The sequence below is a fragment of the Bacillus sp. C30 genome (assembly GCF_040838255.1).
GTDB classification, from domain to species: domain Bacteria; phylum Bacillota; class Bacilli; order Bacillales; family Bacillaceae_G; genus Bacillus_A; species Bacillus_A mycoides.
Genome location: NZ_JBFPJH010000045.1, coordinates 1 through 21073, shown reverse-complemented (window position 1 = coordinate 21073; position 21073 = coordinate 1). Strand labels below are relative to the sequence as shown.

The 21073-nt window shown below is 36.1% G+C and carries 19 protein-coding genes; 6 read left to right on the top strand and 13 right to left on the bottom strand.

Features of this window, described 5'->3' with window-relative positions; all coding sequences use genetic code 11:
- Positions 1–297 precede the first annotated feature (297 nt).
- Complete coding sequence (locus AB3X49_RS07720) at positions 298–1170, bottom strand: Cof-type HAD-IIB family hydrolase (protein ID WP_000640394.1); 873 nt, start codon at positions 1168–1170, stop codon at positions 298–300.
- 134 nt (positions 1171–1304) lie between these two features.
- Between AB3X49_RS07720 and AB3X49_RS07715 the strand changes: the two genes are divergently transcribed.
- Positions 1305–1919: a DNA-3-methyladenine glycosylase gene (locus AB3X49_RS07715; RefSeq protein WP_367961346.1), complete on the top strand. Its 615-nt coding sequence runs from the start codon at positions 1305–1307 to the stop codon at positions 1917–1919.
- 179 nt (positions 1920–2098) lie between these two features.
- Here AB3X49_RS07715 and AB3X49_RS07710 read toward each other — a convergent pair whose 3' ends face one another.
- The 4 genes from AB3X49_RS07710 to alsS all read right to left on the bottom strand — a co-directional run bounded on the left by AB3X49_RS07710 (position 2099) and on the right by alsS (position 7020).
- Positions 2099–3208, bottom strand: a complete 1110-nt coding sequence (locus AB3X49_RS07710) for a glycosyltransferase (protein ID WP_367961343.1) — start codon at positions 3206–3208, stop codon at positions 2099–2101.
- Between the two features lie 50 nt (positions 3209–3258).
- The gene (locus AB3X49_RS07705) at positions 3259–4338 is read right to left on the bottom strand and encodes a tetratricopeptide repeat-containing glycosyltransferase family 2 protein (protein WP_367961341.1); all 1080 of its coding nucleotides are present in this window, start codon (positions 4336–4338) and stop codon (positions 3259–3261) included.
- A gap of 218 nt (positions 4339–4556) precedes the next feature.
- Entirely contained in the window at positions 4557–5315 is a 759-nt protein-coding gene (gene alsD, locus AB3X49_RS07700; RefSeq protein WP_367961351.1) for an alpha-acetolactate decarboxylase, read from the bottom strand.
- A gap of 16 nt (positions 5316–5331) precedes the next feature.
- The gene (gene alsS / locus AB3X49_RS07695; protein WP_367961338.1) at positions 5332–7020 is read right to left on the bottom strand and encodes an acetolactate synthase AlsS; all 1689 of its coding nucleotides are present in this window, start codon (positions 7018–7020) and stop codon (positions 5332–5334) included.
- A 400-nt stretch (positions 7021–7420) separates the two neighbouring features.
- On the opposite strand from alsS, the gene AB3X49_RS07690 reads away from it, so the two are divergent.
- Together AB3X49_RS07690 and AB3X49_RS07685 are read left to right on the top strand one after the other, a co-directional pair.
- Positions 7421–7981, top strand: a complete 561-nt coding sequence (locus AB3X49_RS07690; protein WP_088038601.1) for an HAAS signaling domain-containing protein — start codon at positions 7421–7423, stop codon at positions 7979–7981.
- Positions 7982–8002: 21 nt separating this feature from the next.
- Positions 8003–8599 (top strand): NDxxF motif lipoprotein, encoded by a 597-nt coding sequence (locus AB3X49_RS07685; RefSeq protein ID WP_367961334.1) that lies wholly within the window; start codon positions 8003–8005, stop codon positions 8597–8599.
- Positions 8600–8752: 153 nt separating this feature from the next.
- Here the strand turns inward: AB3X49_RS07685 and AB3X49_RS07680 are convergent, their stop codons facing one another.
- Positions 8753–9106: a YlbF/YmcA family competence regulator gene (locus AB3X49_RS07680; RefSeq protein ID WP_002030016.1), complete on the bottom strand. Its 354-nt coding sequence runs from the start codon at positions 9104–9106 to the stop codon at positions 8753–8755.
- 143 nt (positions 9107–9249) lie between these two features.
- Positions 9250–10395, bottom strand: coding sequence for a DUF445 domain-containing protein (locus AB3X49_RS07675; RefSeq protein ID WP_367961331.1), 1146 nt, complete (start codon positions 10393–10395; stop codon positions 9250–9252).
- A gap of 125 nt (positions 10396–10520) precedes the next feature.
- On the opposite strand from AB3X49_RS07675, the gene AB3X49_RS07670 reads away from it, so the two are divergent.
- On the top strand, positions 10521–11573 hold the full coding sequence (locus AB3X49_RS07670) for a YheC/YheD family protein (RefSeq protein ID WP_367961328.1): 1053 nt from the start codon (positions 10521–10523) through the stop codon (positions 11571–11573).
- A gap of 19 nt (positions 11574–11592) precedes the next feature.
- Complete coding sequence (locus tag AB3X49_RS07665; protein ID WP_367961325.1) at positions 11593–13053, top strand: YheC/YheD family endospore coat-associated protein; 1461 nt, start codon at positions 11593–11595, stop codon at positions 13051–13053.
- A 16-nt stretch (positions 13054–13069) separates the two neighbouring features.
- On the opposite strand, the gene AB3X49_RS07660 is transcribed toward AB3X49_RS07665, so the two are convergent.
- Entirely contained in the window at positions 13070–13315 is a 246-nt protein-coding gene (locus AB3X49_RS07660; RefSeq protein WP_367961349.1) for a hypothetical protein, read from the bottom strand.
- Between the two features lie 653 nt (positions 13316–13968).
- Here AB3X49_RS07660 and sasP point away from each other — a divergent pair.
- Entirely contained in the window at positions 13969–14172 is a 204-nt protein-coding gene (sasP, locus tag AB3X49_RS07655) for a small acid-soluble spore protein, SasP family (RefSeq protein ID WP_000013349.1), read from the top strand.
- Between the two features lie 51 nt (positions 14173–14223).
- On the opposite strand, the gene AB3X49_RS07650 is transcribed toward sasP, so the two are convergent.
- From AB3X49_RS07650 to AB3X49_RS07630, 5 genes are all read right to left on the bottom strand, one after another.
- Positions 14224–14958: an amino acid ABC transporter ATP-binding protein gene (locus tag AB3X49_RS07650; RefSeq protein ID WP_367961323.1), complete on the bottom strand. Its 735-nt coding sequence runs from the start codon at positions 14956–14958 to the stop codon at positions 14224–14226.
- A gap of 28 nt (positions 14959–14986) precedes the next feature.
- Positions 14987–15685: an amino acid ABC transporter permease gene (locus AB3X49_RS07645; protein WP_033706449.1), complete on the bottom strand. Its 699-nt coding sequence runs from the start codon at positions 15683–15685 to the stop codon at positions 14987–14989.
- Positions 15672–16469: an amino acid ABC transporter substrate-binding protein gene (locus AB3X49_RS07640; protein ID WP_367961320.1), complete on the bottom strand. Its 798-nt coding sequence runs from the start codon at positions 16467–16469 to the stop codon at positions 15672–15674. The genes AB3X49_RS07645 and AB3X49_RS07640 overlap by 14 nt, the downstream gene beginning before the upstream one ends.
- 303 nt (positions 16470–16772) lie before the next feature.
- A complete protein-coding gene (locus tag AB3X49_RS07635; RefSeq protein ID WP_367961318.1) occupies positions 16773–18773 on the bottom strand; it encodes an ABC transporter ATP-binding protein in 2001 nt (666 codons plus the stop codon).
- A complete protein-coding gene (locus AB3X49_RS07630) occupies positions 18770–20530 on the bottom strand; it encodes an ABC transporter ATP-binding protein (protein ID WP_367961315.1) in 1761 nt (586 codons plus the stop codon). Before AB3X49_RS07630 ends, AB3X49_RS07635 begins: the two co-directional genes overlap by 4 nt.
- Positions 20531–21073 lie beyond the last annotated feature (543 nt).

Below are 21073 nucleotides of genomic sequence, written 5' to 3'. Positions count from 1 at the left end.
CATAGGAATCATCCTTTTTACATAGATTATACCCTAGATTTTAGACAGGTTCTAACATGCCGAAGTGTTTTTACGTACGGGAGCTCAATAAAATTAACTCGAAGAATATTTCATGTGGTGTAACTATTTTGGCAACATCATCCACTCTACAACAGTTTTCTAAAGTATTCAAGTGAATTGTATGGATTACAGACACAATTCCTCACCTGAAACGCTTTCATTTCTTATTGGAATATTGATTTAAACTTTTCAAATAAAGTCGACAAAAAAACGTAGCCAAAAAGCTACGTTTTTCTTTCATCGTTTCGGTGTATGTTTATGATTCTTTAAAAAAGGAAGCGGGAATTGCTTACGAAAATGCTCTTTAATCATGTACTCTACGCCGTTCTCAGTATTAGAACGTGTAATCCAGTCCGCCGCTTGCTTTAATTCTACAGGAGCGTTCCCCATCGCTACCCCAAGCCCAACATTTTCAATTACCTCTAAGTCTTCTACGCTATCTCCAATCGCAACCATTTCACTAAGGTTAATATTTAAATGCTCCCCAAGTAATTGTAAACCACGTAGTTTTGATACATTTTGAGGGAGAATTTCTATATGTCTTTCATCACACTCGACGTACTCTACATCTTGAAATGCCTTTTTTAACGTATTCATCCCTCTTTCTTTTTCACCTTTCGTATGGAAAACAATATCAATTTTTGGCGCAGCTACTGGATGATCACGCAGTGCATCCCCTAGCGAATCTACAAATTGAACTGGATAAAATAACGGATCTGCGCTTGATAATACAGTACGCGCAATTAAGTTTGGTGTATTTCTCTCACGATTCCCAATTGAATATCGTTCATGAGAAATGCGAACATTACAATCAAAATGCTCTAACACTTGCACAATATTAAAGGTTTTCTCTTCAGATAATCTCCTTTGAGCGAACGGCTTATCTAACGATGCTGAAACGAAAGCACCGCCATGCGTAACTAATATAGAATCTAATTTTAACGCCTTCGCTATTTTATGAGCAGATTGAAAATTACGATTCGTAAACAATGTAACGTATACATCTTTTCTTTTCACAAAGTCAATTGTTTCTCGTATCCCTTTTGCGATTTTTCCGTTGTTGTATAGTAGTGTCCCATCTATATTAAGAGCTAGTAAGCGATAAATCATGTCGCACTCCCCCTCTTCGCTGTTGTACTCTATCCATAATTTATGAAATAAATGTAGTAAATAGAACGAGTTAGAATTACTACTGAAAATTTGGTTTACTATATACATATACAACTGGCAAAGGAGATAGTACAATGCAGGCACCACCTTCTTTTTATGAAGGCGATACATTAGTGGTCGCAAAGAAGTTACTCGGACATAAACTCGTTCATATTGTAGACGGCATAAAGCGGAGCGGAATTATTGTAGAAGTAGAAGCATACAAAGGTCCAGATGATAAGGCCGCTCATAGTTACGGCGGAAGAAGAACAGATCGAACAGAAGTAATGTTCGGTGCACCCGGACATGCTTACGTATATTTAATTTACGGCATGTATCATTGCTTTAACGTAATTACAGCACCAATCGGCACCCCGCAAGGAGTTCTCATTCGTGCTCTTGAACCTGTAGATGGAATCGAAGACATGAAACTAGCGCGCTACAACAAAACCGACATTATGAAAGCTCAGTATAAAAACTTAACAAATGGCCCCGGAAAACTATGCCGCGCGCTCGGAATCACTTTAGAAGAGCGCGGGGTATCATTACAAAGTGATACGTTACATATTGAATTAGTTCCGGAAGAAGAACATTTATTATCCACACATAACATAATAGCTGGCCCTCGTATTAATATTGATTACGCAGAAGAAGCCGTTCACTACCCATGGCGGTTTTATTATGAAAAGCATCCGTTTGTTTCAAAATAAAGAAGCTATCCTATAAGTAAGTGAAACCAACTTATAGGGTAGCTCTTTTTTCGTAATTCATCACACGTCGAAAAGCCGAAATCCGGGATTGGATTTCGGTTTTGTTTCTATAAAAGAAACCGTTGTTCCTCCAACATTTCCAAATACAGTTCATCTCCAAAGAGAAAATCTTAAAAGCATTATTTTTCTAATGCATAATAATTTTCCAAATTGAATTTCGACAGAACGAAAGTTCCTGTTGGCGTTAAAAGTTGTGACATAGATTGTATGACCTGCGGTAATTTCGCTGGCTCAATGGGATGTGATAGTAGGATGTACTGGAATTTTTCATCTATAAATACCTCATGTAACTTGTCATACTCAGCAGAAGTTGTAGGAGCTACCCTATTTGCAAGAGCTGCTGCTTTTTCATTAATTTCTGCTCCAAATATGGAAACTGCTCGATAACGCCTTTTCATTTCTAATAAAGTTGCACCACATCCAGCTCCTATATGAAGAATATTCACTTGATCAGGCGCAAATCGATCTACAATTGCTAGTAAATCATAATGAATGTATAAACTTTCACCATAAAATCCCCATTTTTCATACAATTTTATATTATTTGCATGTAAAACTACAGAAAATTTCATACTATCTTCTTTCCATGAGACACTTCCGTAGTGATGAATAAATGTATCTTTACATAAATACAGTTTATATCCTTTTTCAAACATTCTTAGTGACAAATCATCATCTTCATAATTCCCCGGTGTAAATCGTTCATCTAATAATCCAACTTCATCTAGCACTGATTTTTTTATAAGCATACAGAATCCGATTAATTTCATACGTTTTTCCCATTTACCTTTATCACTTTGATTATATAAAGTTGCAAACCTCTGCATTCCTTCAATATCTTTATAAAAAGTTTGTATAGCAGTATAGTAAGCGGCATTATTAGTTACGGGCCCTACCGCTCCAGCATCCTTACTTTCATATAAACACCGAATTAAGTTGCTTAGCCAATTTTCAGTTACGACCACATCATTATTCAATAATAGAATATTGTCACCTTTTGCCTCTTTAATTCCCTGATTGCATCCCTTTGGAAAACCCATATTCTCCGCATTTTCCACTAGCGTAATATCCGATTGTTTTTGTAACCATTCTACAGTACCATCTGTTGACGCGTTGTCCACAACTATTAACTCATACTCTTGTTCCACTGTATAAGTTCTAATACTTTGGATGCATTCTTTTGTATATTGTAATTGGTTATGAGTCAATATAATTATACTTGTGAGCATGAATCAAACTCCTCTCAGCAGCCAAAATGATTATCTAGTATTATTAAATATTATTTTTCCGATAAACTATCAAAATATTTTCTATTATATTCAATGCTTGGATTATTAGGTATGAACTGTGCAGCTTGTTCGTTATGATAAATTGCCTTTTCATATTCTTTTATTCGATCATAACAAATACATAGTTGAATATGCGGCAACCATGTATGACACTCTTCTCGGACAAACGGAGAATCCTTTGGCCGTGGCCCGTCAATTGCTGCATGGTACCAATATATCGCTTTAGAATATTCCCCTTGTTGCAAAAATACACGTCCTAAGTGGCAACAAAGTTCTCCTCTAGGCGTGTCATACGTAAATGATTGCAAACAAGACTGTATAGATTTTTTTAAGTCCCCCAATTCTAAATAACATTCGGCTCTTTTTAAACATGCTTGAATATTATCTTCAACCCAACCCTTTTCTTCATCTAAAAATTTAGAATACCCCTTAACAGCCTTATCAAATAATCTGTGATCCTTACATTCATTTGCATAATAGTACACATCGCGGGGGCTAAACTCTTTTCCACTCTCAAGATGTTTTTCATATATTTTCAAATTACGATTAGTATATGCTTTTTCTTTTTTATGACTTACCCCTACGTCACTATTTATAAGATTTCCATACACCTCTAAATATTCATGAACAAATCCATACCATTGAAAATTTTTACTTCTGTTGACTAATCGATATCTCCTTAAAGAATGTGTTGGAGTTCCTTCTATATCAAAAGTTAAATAATATTTCATAGATACTGCATCCGTACTACGATCTAACGTATGTTTTAACTGCAACAATTTCTTTATATCTTCCGTATCTATTATGTCATCTGCGTCTAGCCAAAGAATATATTCTTTTGTAGCTTTAGAAAACGCAAAATTTCGTGCCGCTGAAAAATCTTCAATCCATTGAAAATCATAAACTTTCGCGTCGTACTTCTTCACAATTTCTTTTGTAGCATCTGTTGAACCTGTATCTACAATAATAATTTCATCCACAACACTTTTAACCGATTCTAAGCATTTTGATATAGTTTGTTCTTCATCTTTTACAATCATGCATAAACTAATAGTAATGGAGTTTTCCATCATATCCCCCCTATCCTTTTGATGTATATGTTTGGAGAGAAATTTATATTTCTTTTGCTTCAAAATTGAGTTTTCATTTTACAAAAGAAACATAATGAGGCGGTGCAGTGAAATTGGATAGGGGAATTTCACTCGAAGATTGCAAATCAATGAAAAAAACCGAAGCCTGAACAAGACTTCGGTTCTTTATATAGAGAATACATAATTTCGATTCCTTTTTACTCCGCACCTTCCGCGGTCGCAATATCATTCTCTAAGTTTTCTCTTGATAATTCAGCTGCCATAAAATCAGCTGTTTCAGGAAGCGCTAAATGCATATGAGCTTTTTGACAAATTTGGATCGTACAGTTTTCTACAACATAGTCGAAAACATGTCCGCCACCGCTTCTTTCATCATCAATGTAATGTAAGTGGAAACCAGCTACACCAATACCTTGCGCGTAATCTGGTGTCCAAAATCCAGCTAGCGTACCTTCTGTATCTTTAAATGAAAAGATCGGTTGTGATTTCGTCACTTCAACGAGCGGCGTATACGGTTTTTCTTGTCTTGGAACAGTTCTCGTTCTTACTTCACGGAACGTTCCATCCATTCGAATACCATAAAATAAGTTTTTACTTGGCATTAATTCATGTAATAACGCTTCCACTTCTTCACGATTCATCGGATGCTCTACCTTATAACTCATTTCTTTTTCAAAAAACGTTACAGTCGCAAACGGTGTTGTTTCTTCCAGGTCTACTTTTTCTGCTGAACCATCTGAACGTAAATGATAAAACTCATTATCAAATGCAATCATTTCACCATCTAATTGATCAAATGTGCCGATGCCGAAATCACCACGTTCTTTCAATTCCTCAAAGTTAATAACACCATCATATATACCATCTAATAGCGCAAGCATTGTAGATGTTTGATATACTTCATTATTCGTTTTCGTTCTTTTTGCATCAATATCAATTAATTGCGCAACTGTCATCTCACTCATGCCCCCATCAGTTTAATTGGTTTGGTAATAATTTTTCGCTTAATTTAATGTTGTCACGGTAGTCAATTGGAATATCAATAATGACAGGACCTTCTGCTTCTAACGCTTCTCTCAATACACCTTCTAATTCGTCTGGTGTATTGACACGAAGACCTATTGCTCCGAAACTTTCTGCATATTTCACAAGATCAACATCGCCAAACTCTGTAGCTGATGTTCTACCGTATTTCATCATTTGTTGGAACGCAACCATATCATATGTACCGTCTCTCCAAACGAGATGTACAACCGGTGCATTTAAACGTACCGCTGTTTCTAACTCCATCGAAGAGAATAAGAAACCACCATCACCTGACACTGAAACAACTTTTTTACCCGGCTCAACTAAAGTAGCGGCAATTGCCCAAGGAAGTGCAACACCTAACGTTTGCATACCGTTACTAAATAATAGTCTACGTGGTTCATAAGAACGGAAGCATCTTGCCGTCCAAATAGAATGGGAACCGATGTCACATGTAACGGTTGTATCGTCACTAATTAAAGAACGAAGTGTACGAATGACTTGAAGTGGATGCGTAACACCTTCTGAAGCACGATTTGGAACTTCTGCTTGCTCTGATAATTTCGAGCGTAATCGTTCTAAAACTGCTTCTGATTTCGTATTTAATACAAGCTTCGGTAATTTCTCCGCAATGCTATTTACAGTTAAAGCGATATCACCAATTAATTCACGCTCTGGTTGGTAATCATGATCGATATCTGCTTGGTGATCATCAAGGTGAATAATTGTTCTATCGCCAAGTTTATTCCAGAATTTCGGATCATACTCAATTGGGTCATAGCCGATAGATAAAACAAAATCCGCTTCTTCTAGTAAAATATCACCTGGTTGGTTACGGAATAATCCAACGCGGCCGAAGAAATGATCTTCTAACTCACGTGAAATTGCACCAGCTGCTTGATACGTTTCAACAACAGGAAGTTCTGTACCAGCAATTAACTCACGAACTGCTTTCGTTACTTCATTGGTGCTTGCTCTCATACCGAGTAAAATAACTGGTAATTTCGCTGATTTTATTTTTTCTACTACATATGTAATTTCATTTGTGGGAGCGATTCCAAGCTGTGGCTTAGAAAGCGCACCGATAGATTCTACTGTCATTTCCGCAGTCATAACGTCTTGCGGAAGACTTACAAGTGTTGCTCCTGGATTTGTAGAAGTAGCACTTCGAAATGCATTAGTAAGTGCTTCTGGTACATTATCAGGATGCTCGACTTCTACGCTATATTTAGTGATTGGTTCGAATAATGCAGCATTATCCATAGATTGATGCGTACGTTTTAATCGATCTGTACGCGGAACTGCACCAGCTAAAGCAACAACGGGATCACTCTCCGCATTCGCAGTAACAAGACCTGTCGCTAAATTTGATGTCCCTGGTCCTGAAGTTACAAGACATACGCCCGGTTTCCCTGTTAATCTACCAATAGCAGCTGCCATAAAAGCTGCGTTTTGTTCATGACGACAAACAATTAACTCTGGTCCTCTTTCTTGCAGTACATCAAATACAGAGTCAATCTTCGCTCCTGGAATACCGAAAACATGTGTAACACCCTGTTTAATTAAACAATCAACAACAAGATCTGCTCCTTTTGTTTTTGTTTTCACGTCGTTTGCTTTTACACCTGTACTCAAACTAATCATCCCTTTATTTCATAATGTGTGTAATAAAGATTTTTAATTTCACCTAGTTAATTAACGTAGTGAAGTATTGTTTATCATTATATTACAAATGCATTATTTTTCCAACGATATGAATTTGACAGTTTTTTGACAACCTCTAAGGAATACGCTTACAACCCTTTGTTTATCCTAAAATAATATTTTTATATCTCCTCTAAAAATGCACGAAAAAATTCCATCTAATCACAGTATTAATAAGATTATAGTACCTTGCAAAGAACACTACTAAATGATATATTTGTAAATATTGGAATGCCCAATAATTGGAACGCACCTTATAATTCGTATCCCCCTTTTCAAAAGATAGGATTCTCAGCTGTAATTCATCATTTTATAAAGGAAAGTGATTGTTATGAACAAAAGTGAATTTTTGGAACAACTTAGTTCTTCCCTGCGGAATATGCCTAGTTTAGAAAAGAAAGATATTATTTCAGAGTATGAAACTCATTTTATCAGCGCTAAACAGGATGGGAAATCTGAAGAAGAAATTTCTAGGAAACTAGGAGACCCTAAAACTATTGCTAAAGAACTTAATGTTTCCTATGCAATACAAAACGCGGACAATAAACGAAGCTTCAAAAATATGATAACCGCACTATTTTCTGTTATGAGCTTAAGTTTTTTAAACTTTATATTTATCATTATCGCCTTTTTCTTATTACTCTTTCTATTACCGATTCTTCTAGCACTTATAATTGCCACTCCATTCTTAATCATTTCACCTATTTTATTAATAGGGTTAGGATTTTTTAACGGGTTTCATCAAATCAGTTATTCCAATGTCTATAATGTATTCATAGCTTTTTGCATCGGCTTACTCATATCCGTAATATCTTACCAAATGATAAAACATGTATACTCACTTTTAGTAAAGTATTTAAAATGGAATTTAGCCGTTTTACAAAGATACTAATGAATGAAAAAGGAGATTAAAATGAAGAAACATACTTTATATTCACTCATGTTGCTTGCCCTTTTATTTCTATCAGCTTGTTCAAACAGCGCACAATCTAGCGAAGAAAACGATGTACAATCTATTAAAGATGTTACGATTAAAATTCCAGAAACTATATTCACTTCCTCAAAGAAAAATGAAACTATTAATGAAGATGAAATGAAACAAAGTATAAAAAGTTATTTAGATTATAGCGGAGAGTTATTTGAAAACATCGTTCCACTTTCTTCAAGCATGTCTGACGAGAGTGTCACTGAATCCGATCGAGAGAAATTACAAAAACTAATAGATCTAGCGAAACGAAATGATGCGAATTTCCATAATTTTATTAATAACAATACTATACCTGATGATTACAAAAAGCCTTCGAAAAAAATCTATGAATTTACTTCATCGTCTACGGCACTTTCAGTAGAACTAGATCAAGAATTAGACAAACTAGATCAAGATGGTAACTTATTCAAGACCGATTTTTCTTTTACAAAACGATTTGAGAAAGTTAATGGTAGAAAGCAAAAAGAAATTGAAAAGTTTTTGAAAGAAAAAAACATTAGAACTGAGTATTCCAACAAGTAATTATATATGTAAAAGAGAAATTGAAAGATACATCATATATCCCCTTCAAAACAGTCACTAACAAATGGCTATTTTGAAGGGGATTTTTTTGTGGAAGGACTATCAAATTTCCTACACAAAAAAACGCCCCCATACTAGGAGCGTCTTCTATCATTACGCTTGTTGCGCGCTATATAATTCTTCAAGTGGCTTCATGATGATTTTGTTAACGTCAGTGATAACGATGTTTAAACGTTGCTCAGTTTCCATTAACTTTGTAATTTTTGCATCTTGTTGAATGCGAGCTACAACTTCTTGTGCTTTTTGGTTGTCTTCTTCAGTGATTTCTTGGCCTTGCATCATTTTTTGTTGTAAGCCAAGTTGCATCGTGCGGAACTCTTCGAATAAGTTCTTTGACTCTGCATCTCCTTGTACGGCTGCGTAGCTTGCTTTTAGTGTTTGGAAATCTTCGTTTTCAGCGATTGTTTTTTGTAATTCATATGCAACATCATGAATGTTTTTTGTCATTTTATTTTTCCTCCTTTAGAAGGCTAGCGCTTTTCGCTCGCACTGCCTTTTAAGTGCATTTACATACGCACCTCTTCCTACCATATCAAACTATGCAAGAGATGGGAAGAAATTTCACTTTTATTTCTATGCACCCATCTTTATTACTTAAGGAACAAGAGTAACAACCCTTGAATAAATCCAATTGTTCCTCCTAATAACGCCCCTAAATATGTAATCATTTTTAACTCATTTTTTGTAATGGACAATACGAGATCTTCTAGTCTCTCTGTTGAAAATGTAGATACTTCCTGCTGGACAATTTCCGCAAGCTGTAGATTTCCCAATATACTTCCCACATTTTCTGTCCCCCACTTCAAGCCTTTCTCTACTGCGCTAGGGACCACTTTTTCAACGATTGTTTCTCGAACTGGCTCACATACTTGCTGAACAGACTGATTTAAAAATCTACTCACAGTTTCCTCTACTTTAACCGCTGACAATATGGAGTTCACAATCATTTCTTTCTCTACGAACGTTTCTAATTCTTTTACGTCTCTTCCTTTTAACTTTTCCCACTCTTTTTGCAGTACATCAGTTAACAGACGCTCTGTTCCATCTTGTCCTAAAAACTTAATGACTTCCGGCTGCACGCGATCAACTAAACTTACATTCCCTAAAAACATACCAACTAAGTTAAGCAACGTTCCCCTGGAAGCGAAAAAGTCATCAATCATTTTTGAAAGGCGTTCCTTTCCTTCTTCACTTTCCAAAAAGCTAATTCCTCTTTTTAAAATAAAAGATGCTACATTCGGAATCGCATTCTCTACTTTTTCATGAACAGAATGAGGTAACGCCTGTTCCCATGTATATGTATAGTACTCTGCTAAAAATACATGAATTTTTTCTGTAATAACATGTTCGATTTTTTGAGTCGCCTCTTCTTCTACATGTTCTAAATTCCATTTTTCTAACATATCCCGTAACGACTGTTCATTTGTAATTACTTTATCAACTTCCACTTGTGCCCAGCGAATTAAACTGGTTTGAAACTCTTTATTTGTTAGTTTTTTTCCGATTCCTTCTGGTGTTAACAAATGGTCTACAACCATTTTACCTAATTGAACAGCAAGCTCATCGCGGCGCTTCGGAATTAACCCTGGCGTAAATGGAACCTGAAACTTCCCAATATAAATAGGACGATGAGGACGAAATAACATTTTTATCGCTAAATGATTTGTGTATCCTCCAATAATTGCCCCGAGCCCTGTCGTTATTAACATATTTAACCATATATTCATCACAATCAACCTTTCACTTCTCCAAAACTATAGCATATCATCATACGGACAAAAATATAATGGTATAAAAACGTATTTGCAATATATAGCTTCGCCTATAATGCAAACATCTTATTACTAAAGGAGTGATTTCGTTGGTTCTTGGTCTTTTAACTTCTCAACTCCATCACGAGCAAATGTATTACACCGAAATCGCTAAGCGAGCTCGTCTTTATCATAACGTCGTTGCCCAATTCACACCGTTTAGCATTGATTCAAAGACAGATCTTGTTTCTGGTCTTATTTACGATACAGATACAGGAAATTGGATAGATCAAACCTTTCCCATTCCTTCATATATATATGATCGTTGTCATTTCAAAGAGGATGAGGAATTCCAACAAGCAAATGCGATTATTCATTCATTACACAAACGTTCTTCCACTACTTTTTTAAACAACACACTTATTAACCCAAGCGATTTGCACAATCTTTTTCTTACTAATAAACGTCTTTCCCCTTACGTACCAAAAATAATAAAAGGAACAGTACAAGGAATTTTTAAATTACTACTAGAAACAAGAGATATTATTATAAGACCAATCAATATACACTCCAATGAAAATCTATATCGGGCCACTTACAAAAATAAAACATTTCATATCGATACAATAAATAAACAGCACCGTACTTCTACTCAATTCAAACGAACAGATGAATTTATATCATGGTGCAAATCGAACATACACTCATTCCGTTATATGATTCATCCAATGTTACAACCTCCAAATCAACTATCATATCCGATTCATATTCGAACCATTATGCAAAAAAATAAAGAACAGAATTGGAAAGTGCTCGGTCAATTTATACAAAAATCTTCATTCCCAGCACAATTTTTACTTTCAGCAACAGAACGTTCTATGTTACATCCATTTTCTAAAATTAAATATTTACTTTCTCCAACTGGCGTTCAATTATTAAAAGATGCTTTACATGATGTTGTAAATGAAGTGTTTAAAACACTCGATCAGTCCTATTCTTCATTATTTGAACTAGAGCTTTCTACCATTATGGATCAAAAAGGTGCCATTTGGCTTATGTACGTCAATACGATGCCATCTTACGATGTTTATACTAGGTACAACGACGAACTGGCTGAACAAATTTTTCATGGTCCATTAAAGTTTAGCCGATTTACACCATAACGAAAGGAGGAAATCCCCGTTGAAAGAGCACATATATACATTAAGTATTTCAGATGAGCATCCAAATAGTATTACTTTACCTTACGTTTTTTCTATTACACCACCAATTACATCCTTTTTCTTTGGCTTACGTTATATTACATGTGAGAATATTAAAATTCATTATTCATTCACGCGAGAAATTATTATTGGCGAACAGATTGCAGCCGATCTTTTACTACCGCATTCAGCAACAATCCATGCCTTCTTACACAATCAAACCATTGTTTTCGGCCCATTAATCGGGATTTTCACAACTGGCTTTAACGATGATTCTAATTCTCCTTTAGGAAGTCGTTCCATCTCTCTCAGTGAGTTATTAACACCACCATTCACATTGCAGCCATTTGTATTTGTCTTTGGCATTCAACATATAAACTGGGAAGAGGAAACAATTGAAGGGTACTTCTTTCAAGAAGGAAAATGGGTAAAAAACAAAGTCCCTTTACCAAATGTCATTTACGACCGATTACCAAATCGGCAAGCAGAAAATTACAAACCTATCGTAAGAGCAAAAAAACGTTTAGAAAGCAACTATGCGATTCCGTGGTTTAATCCGGGATTTTTCAATAAATGGGAAGTGCATCAACTTTTAATGAAAGAAGATTCAATTAAACCATTCTTACCAAATACAGAAGTATTTCAACATTTTGAACAAGTAGAACGACTTCTCGGTACGTATAAGTACATTTATATGAAACCAATACACGGTAGCTTTGGAAGAAATATTCATCAAATACTCTATTCTCAAACTGATAATTGCTACTATTGTCGTTATCGTGAAAATGAACAAAACAAACTAAGAAAGTATCAATCATTAGAAGCCCTTCTTAACCATGTGTTAAAAGGACATGATTTAAAAAAGTTTATCGTACAACAAGGTATCTCACTGCTCCGCTTCGAAGGGCAACCCGTCGATTTTCGCATTCATACAAATAAAAACCATTTTGGTAATTGGGTAGTCAGTGCAATCGTCGCAAAAATCGCCGGCAAAGGTAGCTTAACAACTCATGTAAATAGCGGCGGTGATACGAAATTACTTCAGGAACTATTTCCTGATTCAACAAAGCAAGTTCAAATTGAAAATAAACTAAAACAAACAGCCTTACAAATCAGTTATGCACTTGATGGGCAAGTAACCGGGAACATTGGAGAAATTGGTTTTGACATTGGTTTAGACACCACGGAAAACCCGTGGCTATTTGAAGCAAATTCTAAACCGGGGCGAACTGTATTCCAAGATGAAAAGTTAAAAGAACAAAGTGAACTTACGCGCCAATTATTTTATGAATATGCCATCTATTTAACTGAACACTCTTTGCGCGACACGAAAGAAAAAATGTCACAAATAAAATCAGATCCTTCGTCACATACCGAAAACATCCCTACCCCTATGATTAACTCACAAATACAAAAACAAAAACTTCCACCTCCTTCATAAGGTGGAAGTTTTTTATTTAAATGAGCTTCACTACAACTTCTGTTTCCACATTACATACTCCGCAATAAAAAACATGATTGCAATACTCCTGTGAATTATTATGTGTTAAACCGTCTACTCCACTTAATAATTCTTGATCCATATATGCACTGTAATCGTCTATGTAATCTACAGTTTTCCCATAATCTTGGAGTATACCTTGGCAATTTTGACAAGAATATGTTTGTGATTTTAGCGCGTTGCAAAGCGGGCAAATTCCCATCATGATTCCTCCATACGTTATCGTTTAAAAACAATTAAAAAGCCCTTTTTTTAGATTGAAGAGAGCATCTAGCCGTGCATAGACGCGGTCAGTTCCTTTTTCTGCCCCACCCTGGGTTAAAACAGAACTATGCAGTTGTTGCAGTTTAATTTTCATTTTACTAAGCTTTAATTTTTCTCACTTTAATTACATTTTCGTTTAAAAGCCTCTTTTTTAGATTAAAGAGAGCATCTAGCCGTGCATAGACGCGGTCAGTTCCTTTTTCTGCCCCATCCTGGGTTAAAACAGAACTATGTAGTTGCTCCCAATTTAAATTTCATTTTACTAAACTGGAATTTGTCTCACTTTAACAAATCATAAGTTAAGTAAGCCAAGCTGGTTATACAAAGAAAAAAACGCATATGATTTCGCTCTTAGTTTAGCCTTCTTTCTTAAAAATACAACGATTACTCTTATTTCATAATTTACGAAATGATGAAATATTTTTTACAAAATTTACAAATTATTTTTTTGTATATCTTTCTAGGTAACATCCATACTATGAGTACAAACTTAATTACCGATGGATTAGCGCCAAACGGGGCGATAATCTGGTTCAAATCCAGCTAGTCCAACCAAAAAAATTTTTATAACTCTAAGGAGGATATATTCCTATGGCAAACCAAAGTTCTTACAATCAATTAGTAGTACCAGGTGCAACAGCAGCAATCGATCAAATGAAGTACGAAATCGCTCAAGAATTTGGTGTACAATTAGGAGCAGATTCTACGGCTCGCGCTAACGGTTCTGTTGGTGGAGAAATTACAAAACGTCTAGTTGCAATGGCTGAGCAAAGCCTTGGCGGATTCCAAAAATAAATATATATGGCAAAAAGGTCTCAAGGCATATGCCTTGAGACCTTCCTTAATTTATTGCAACATTTGTAAAAACTTCTTCGTTCGTTCTTCTTTTGGATTTGTAAATACATCTTCCGGTGTACCTTGTTCGACAACGACACCGCCATCCATGAAAATAACACGGTTCGCAATTTGATGAGCAAAGCGCATTTCATGCGTTACAATGACCATCGTCATTCCTTCTTTAGCAAGTTCTTTCATAACCTTTAAAACTTCTTGAACTAGCTCAGGATCAAGTGCTGACGTTGGCTCATCAAATAGTAAAACTTCCGGCTCCATCGCAAGCGCACGAGCGATTCCAACGCGCTGTTGTTGTCCACCTGATAATTGGAACGGATATAAGTCTACTTTATCCGCAAGACCAACTTTTTCAAGGAAATAGTTTGCTTTTTTCTTCGCTTCTTCTTTCCCCATCTTTTTCACTGTAACGAGCCCTTCCATTACATTGTGAATTGCTGTTAAATGAGGAAATAGATTATGGTGTTGGAATACCATACCTGTTTGCGTACGAAGATTTACAATATCTTTCTTCGATACTTTTTGAGAGAAATCGAGCTCTTTATTGCCGATGCGAATGTTACCAGCGTTCGGCGTTTCTAACACGTTGAGACAACGCAAGAATGTTGTTTTACCAGATCCAGATGGCCCGATAATAACAACCACTTCGCCCTTCTCAACTGATAAGTCTATATGTTTTAATACGGTATTATTTCCGAAACTTTTTTGTAAATGTTGAATTGAAATCATAAAAACAAAAACTCCTTTTATGAAAGGGTTATTTTAGAGTATAACGTTCTGAACGTTTTTCTAATATTTGTTGCACGATAGATAATAAGAAGCAAATTACCCAATAAATTAGACCTGCTTCAAAATAAACAATTAAAAACTCATAGTTCATTGCCGCAATTTCCTGCGCTTTTCGGAACATTTCTGTTACTAAAATTAACGACGCTAATGACGTATCCTTCACTAAACTAATAAATGTATTCGAAAGCGGCGGAATTGATACGCGTGTTGCTTGTGGTAAAATAACACGTTTTAATGCCTGCGGGTATGTCATCCCAATTGTGTAAGCTGCTTCCCACTGTCCTTTCGGGATTGAAAGGATAGAAGCACGAATAATTTCAGATGCATATGCACCTACATTTAATGAAAATCCAATAACTGCTGCTGTATATGGCTCAACCTCAATATTAAGAGTTGGAAGACCATAGAAAATAATAAATAACTGTACAAGAAGTGGCGTTCCGCGAATGATAGATACATAGATACGAGCAATCCATTGTAAAATACGACTACCTGAAATACGTGCGAGCGCTGTTAACGTCGCAAGTATAATACCGATAATAAATGTAATAAGCGTTAACGGAATTGTCGTAAAGACAGCTTCCTTCAGCATAGGCGCGAAGGAAGTCTGCATAATATCTATCCAAGTAGACAATCGATCTGACATCAATGCGCTACTTAGATACATTTTCACCGAACCATTTTTTCGTTATTTTATCGTACGTACCATCTTTTTTCATATCTTCTAACGCTTTATTTACTTCTTGTACAAGTTTGTCGCTACCTTTACGGAATAAGAATCCACTTTGTGACGCTTCTTTTTCTGTATCTACAATTTTAATTTTTGCATCTTTTTTCGTTTCTAAATAGTTTAACACTGATAATTTATCATTGATTGTGAAATCAACGCGGCCAGAACTTAATAATTCTGCTGCTTGGCTAAATCCTTCTACACCTGTGATTTCCGCACCATTTTTCTTAGCAATATCTGCGTAGTTACTTGTTAAAGATTGTGCTGCTTTTAATCCTTTTACGTCAGTAAATGTAGCAGGTTTATCTTTATCTTTCGCAATAACTAATGCTGCTGAAGAAGAAATATATGGACTAGAGAAGTCATATTTCTTTTGGCGATCTTCACGAATACCAACTTCGTTCGCAACCATGTCGAAACGTTTTGCATCTATTCCTGCAAGTAAGCTATCCCATTGTGTTTCTTTAAATACAGGCTTTACACCTAAACGTTTTGCAACTTCTTCTGCTAATTCAACGTCAAACCCAGTTAATTTATCGTTTGTATCGTGGAACGTAAATGGTGGATATGTACCTTCTGTACCAATTACAAGCTCACCGCTTTGTTTTATCTTCTGTAATGCATCTTGATTAGCTGTATCTTTTTTCTCTTCTTTACCGCAGCCCGCTACAATCCCAATCGCTAATGTAGTTACTGCAAGCACTGAAAATAATTTTTTCATGATAGTAGTCCTCCAAGTATTCTGATAGGAATTTAAAAACTATATTGATTGTATGCAATTTCGAACAATTTTTCAATGAAAATGTTCTTATTTAGTTTAACCTTTTTCTTCATAATCAAACAAAATGGAAAAATAACGCTACATACAAAAAATAAGTAACATTTTTTAATATAGCATTTATAAAGAAAAAGGTAAAACAATACTTACTTATTTATAAGTTTTTCAGCCGGTGAAATATATTAACTTCTGAGCGGACAATCCAATCAAAAAAGAACTTGCGAAAATCGCAAGTTCTTTTAAAAATTAAGCGCTCTGGTTTCCTTCCATTTGCGTTTTATACATATCGTAATAACGCCCGCGCTTTTTCATTAATTCATCATGGGAACCTTTTTCCAAAATCGTTCCTCTATCAAGCACAATAATTTGATCAGCGCTCTTAATTGTTGAAAGACGATGAGCGATAATAAACGTCGTTCGTCCTTTCTTCACAACTTCCAGCGCTTGTTGAATCATCGCTTCTGTTTCTGTATCAATACTGGAAGTCGCTTCATCTAAAATTAAAATAGCAGGATCAAAAGCAAGTGCCCTAGCAAACGATATAAGCTGACGTTCTCCGGTTGAAAGTGTACTTCCTTTCTCCGTAATTTTTTCATCTATATTGTTCGCAAACCTTTCCGCACCAACATCACGTAACGCCTTTACGATGCGATCTTTTGAAATTTTTTCATTTTCTAAGCTTACATTGGATGCCACTGTCCCGCTAAATAAAAACGGATCTTGCAATACAATTCCCATATGTTCACGTGTTGCTTGTTTCGGCATCTCTGTTACATCGTGACCATCAATCGTAAGCTTCCCTTTTTGAAATTCATAAAACTGAAAGAGCACATTCATAATGGAACTTTTTCCTGATCCAGTATGACCGACAAGTGCCACTGTCTCCCCTTGTTTCGCTTCAAAAGAAATATTTTTTAATACTTCATCTTTTCCATTGTAAGAAAACGAAACATTATCGAATTTCACATTTCCGGTTAAGCGAGGCATACGTTCTTCTTCTACTGCCTCTCCCTTTTCCTCTAGCAATTCAAAGACGCGCTCTGATGCAACACGCGATTGCTCTAAGTTAGCAAGTTGGTTCACCATGTTCGTAATTGGCGAGAACAATCTCGTTAAATAATCGACGAAAGCATACAGTACCCCTAGAGAAAGGAGGCCAGAAGCACTTAATGAAGCACCACCGAAATACCAAATTACACCTGTAAAAGCGATGTTTCTTAATACAGACACTAAATTATGCGAAGTTGCTGCATTTAAATTTAAAATTTTATTTTGATATTTAAAATAATCACCATTTAACTCTTCAAATTCCTTCTTCGTTTCACGCTCTTGACGAAATGCTTGAATAATTGGCATCCCTTGAATTGATTCATTCACTGTTCCGTTAATATCCGATAAACGCGAACGCATTTTATGATTGTATACAGACGCATACTTTCTATACATAATCGCCCAAACAATTAAAATTGGGATGATGAGTAAGCATAGTGCCGCCAGTTTTACATCAAGTAAAAATAGCGCAGCGAAAATCCCGATAATATAGATGATACTAGAGACGAATGTCGCAAGCACTGTTACATATAAATCACGAATCGCTTCTGTATCATTCGTTACACGCGATACAATTTTCCCTGCTGGTAAATGGTCAAAATAACGAATTGGCAACGTTTGAATATGGGAAAAGACGTCTTCCCTCATAATTTGAATAATTTTGTTTGCCGCCTTCTGTAAGAAGAACTGCTTTCCGTATGCAAATAATGATACGACTACTAATAAAGCGAAATATCCACCGCCAAGTAGTAATAACCTATTTATTTCTGGTTTATAAAACGCAAATACTTCTTCTTTCGTTAAGGCTTTCGATTTATATACTTGCACTGCCTTACCACTTTGTACTGTAAGCACATCACCCTTAACAGAACGAGTTCCTTCAAGCGTTATTTTATTCGGTACAAAATAGTACTGAAAACCAACTTGAATCACTCGGACTTCTTTCCCTTTTTGCTCACCTTGTTCAAAGCGATCACTTCGCTTATAAAAGGCGCCATTATATGAAACAGCATCCTCACTCTTTTCTGTTTCATACCAGGGTCTCTCTATTCCAGCGATATGCTCATCGATCATCGTTTTTGCGACGAAAGGACCCGCGAGTTCTGCAATAACGAAAACAAATAGCATCGCCATCGCTGCAAAAATCGGCCCTTTTACTTTCATCGCGTATTGAAACAATCGTTTTGAAACACTCATATTTTCACCCCACTATCCGTACTTTCACTTTCACCTTGTTGTCTTTCGAACTGCTCTGCATACCAGCCCCCATTTCGAACGAGCGCTTCATGCGAACCTTCTTCAATAACCTCACCGTTATCCATAACGAGAATCCAATCAGCATGCTGTACTGCTGACAAACGATGCGTCGTTATAATCGTCGTCTTCCCGCTTCTTTCTGTTCGTATATTTTCAATAATCGCTGCTTCAGTACGAGCATCAACAGCTGATAAAGAATCGTCCAAAATTAAAATTTCCGGATTTTGAATAACAGCCCTCGCAATCGAAATCCTTTGCTTTTGCCCACCTGATAAAGAAACACCTTTCTCTCCAACGAGCGTTTCTAAACCTTCTGGTAAAAACTCTAAATCCTTTTTAAACGCAGCTATTTCAATCGCTTTTTCAAGTTCTTCTTCAGTCGCTTCTCTATTTCCGAATAAAATATTTTCCTTCGCTGTTTTTGAGAACAAAATGTGTTCCTGAGGTACATACCCAATCCAGCCAAGTACGTTATCATTCGTAATTTTATCTAGCTTCACATCAGAAACCGCAATATCCCCTTCTCCAAGTGGATATTGACGAAGAAACTGACGAACGAGCGTCGTTTTCCCGCTTCCTGTTTTCCCAACAACTCCAAGTGTCTCGCCTTGTTTTAATGAGAACGAAACATTTTTTAAATTTGTTTCAATTGATGAAGGATATGAAAAAGTAACATTATCAAACTGAATGTAATCTGGCTCTTGTACAACCTTTGGATCTTTCGGATTCTTTACATCTGGTTCATAAGCTAACGTTTCATTTACACGGTCGAGCGACGCATTTCCTCTTTGCATAACATTAATCAATTCACCAATTGCAAACATCGGCCAAATCATCATCCCTAAATAGACGTTAAAAGAAACGAGCTCGCCAAGTGTCACCTTTGATTGGAATACGAGATATGCACCGTACACTAAACCAATTAAATAACTAAGACCGACGAGCATTTTTACAGTTGGCTGGAATAATGCATCGATTCTTGCTACTCTCATATTTTTCTCGTATACGTCATCTCCTAAATGATGAAACTTTTCTTGATCAGCGTTCTCCTGTACATACGCACGAATAACGCGTACACCCGCAATTGATTCAAGTACTTTATCGTTCATATCCCCAAACGCATCTTGCGCGACTGTAAATCTTTCATGCAACTTCTTTCCGTATCTATTCATCGCATACGCCATAATCGGAAGCGGTATAAGCGCAGCAAATGTTAACTGCCAACTAATTGAAAAGCCCATCATACAAACGATTGTAAGCATATATAGACTAGAATCAACGAGCGTTAATATACCAAAACCAGCTGTCATGGAGATTGCTTTTAAATCATTTGTCGCTCTCGCCATTAAATCGCCAGTACGATTTTTTTGATAAAACGTCGGTGTCATCTTAAGTAAATGCCCCATAAATTTTGAACGCATCGTTTTCTCAAGTACGAACGCACCGCCAAATAGTTGGTGCTGCCAAATGAAAGTAAGCACATACCCACCAATCGTTACCCCAAATAAAATAAAAATATATTGCATAATCGCCTCGTTCGTTAAGGCTCCCGTTTTAATATTATCAATTGTAATTCCTAACACTTTCGGAGGAATTACCTCTATCACGTTTACAATTAAAAGTACCCCAATTGCGATACTATACCTTTTCCAATGCTCTCTAAAAAACCAGCTTAACTTTAGTAATACTGAAAACAATATAACCTCCCCTTTCTCGTTCCCGTTTGATTCACATTTCTTTACCCGCTATCCAAACCCATCACATTTACATTTCGTAAGCCATACAATTTCATCACATTTTTCCACCTTCCAAATTCTGATTTTTTATAGTAACAAGGAAAATAAAGTGAAACTTTAATCAGTGGGGGTTTTGTTCATTCCCCACTGATTATTAGCCTTCACCAATCGGGCGTTTACGGGCAGCCCGACTCCCGTCCCAACTTCTTTGCTCCAGCTGAATTTTGAGGCGGGAGTCTTACTGCCCGCAAATAGCGGGATAAACAAAAAAAAGCATACCGCCGCTTGACGATATGCAAAAGAATGCATAAAAGCGTACGTTACGATATACGCAACGTACGCTTCTCATAAGACAAAAAGGTCCTATATATCCGCACGGGTTGCGTAATGATATGAATGTTTTCCGCCATTTAACAGAGCTAAGCCCATTACATTTACGATTACAATCATTACGCACACCCCCTTCATTTATTTTCCATTTATAATCTTACAACTTTATTGAGT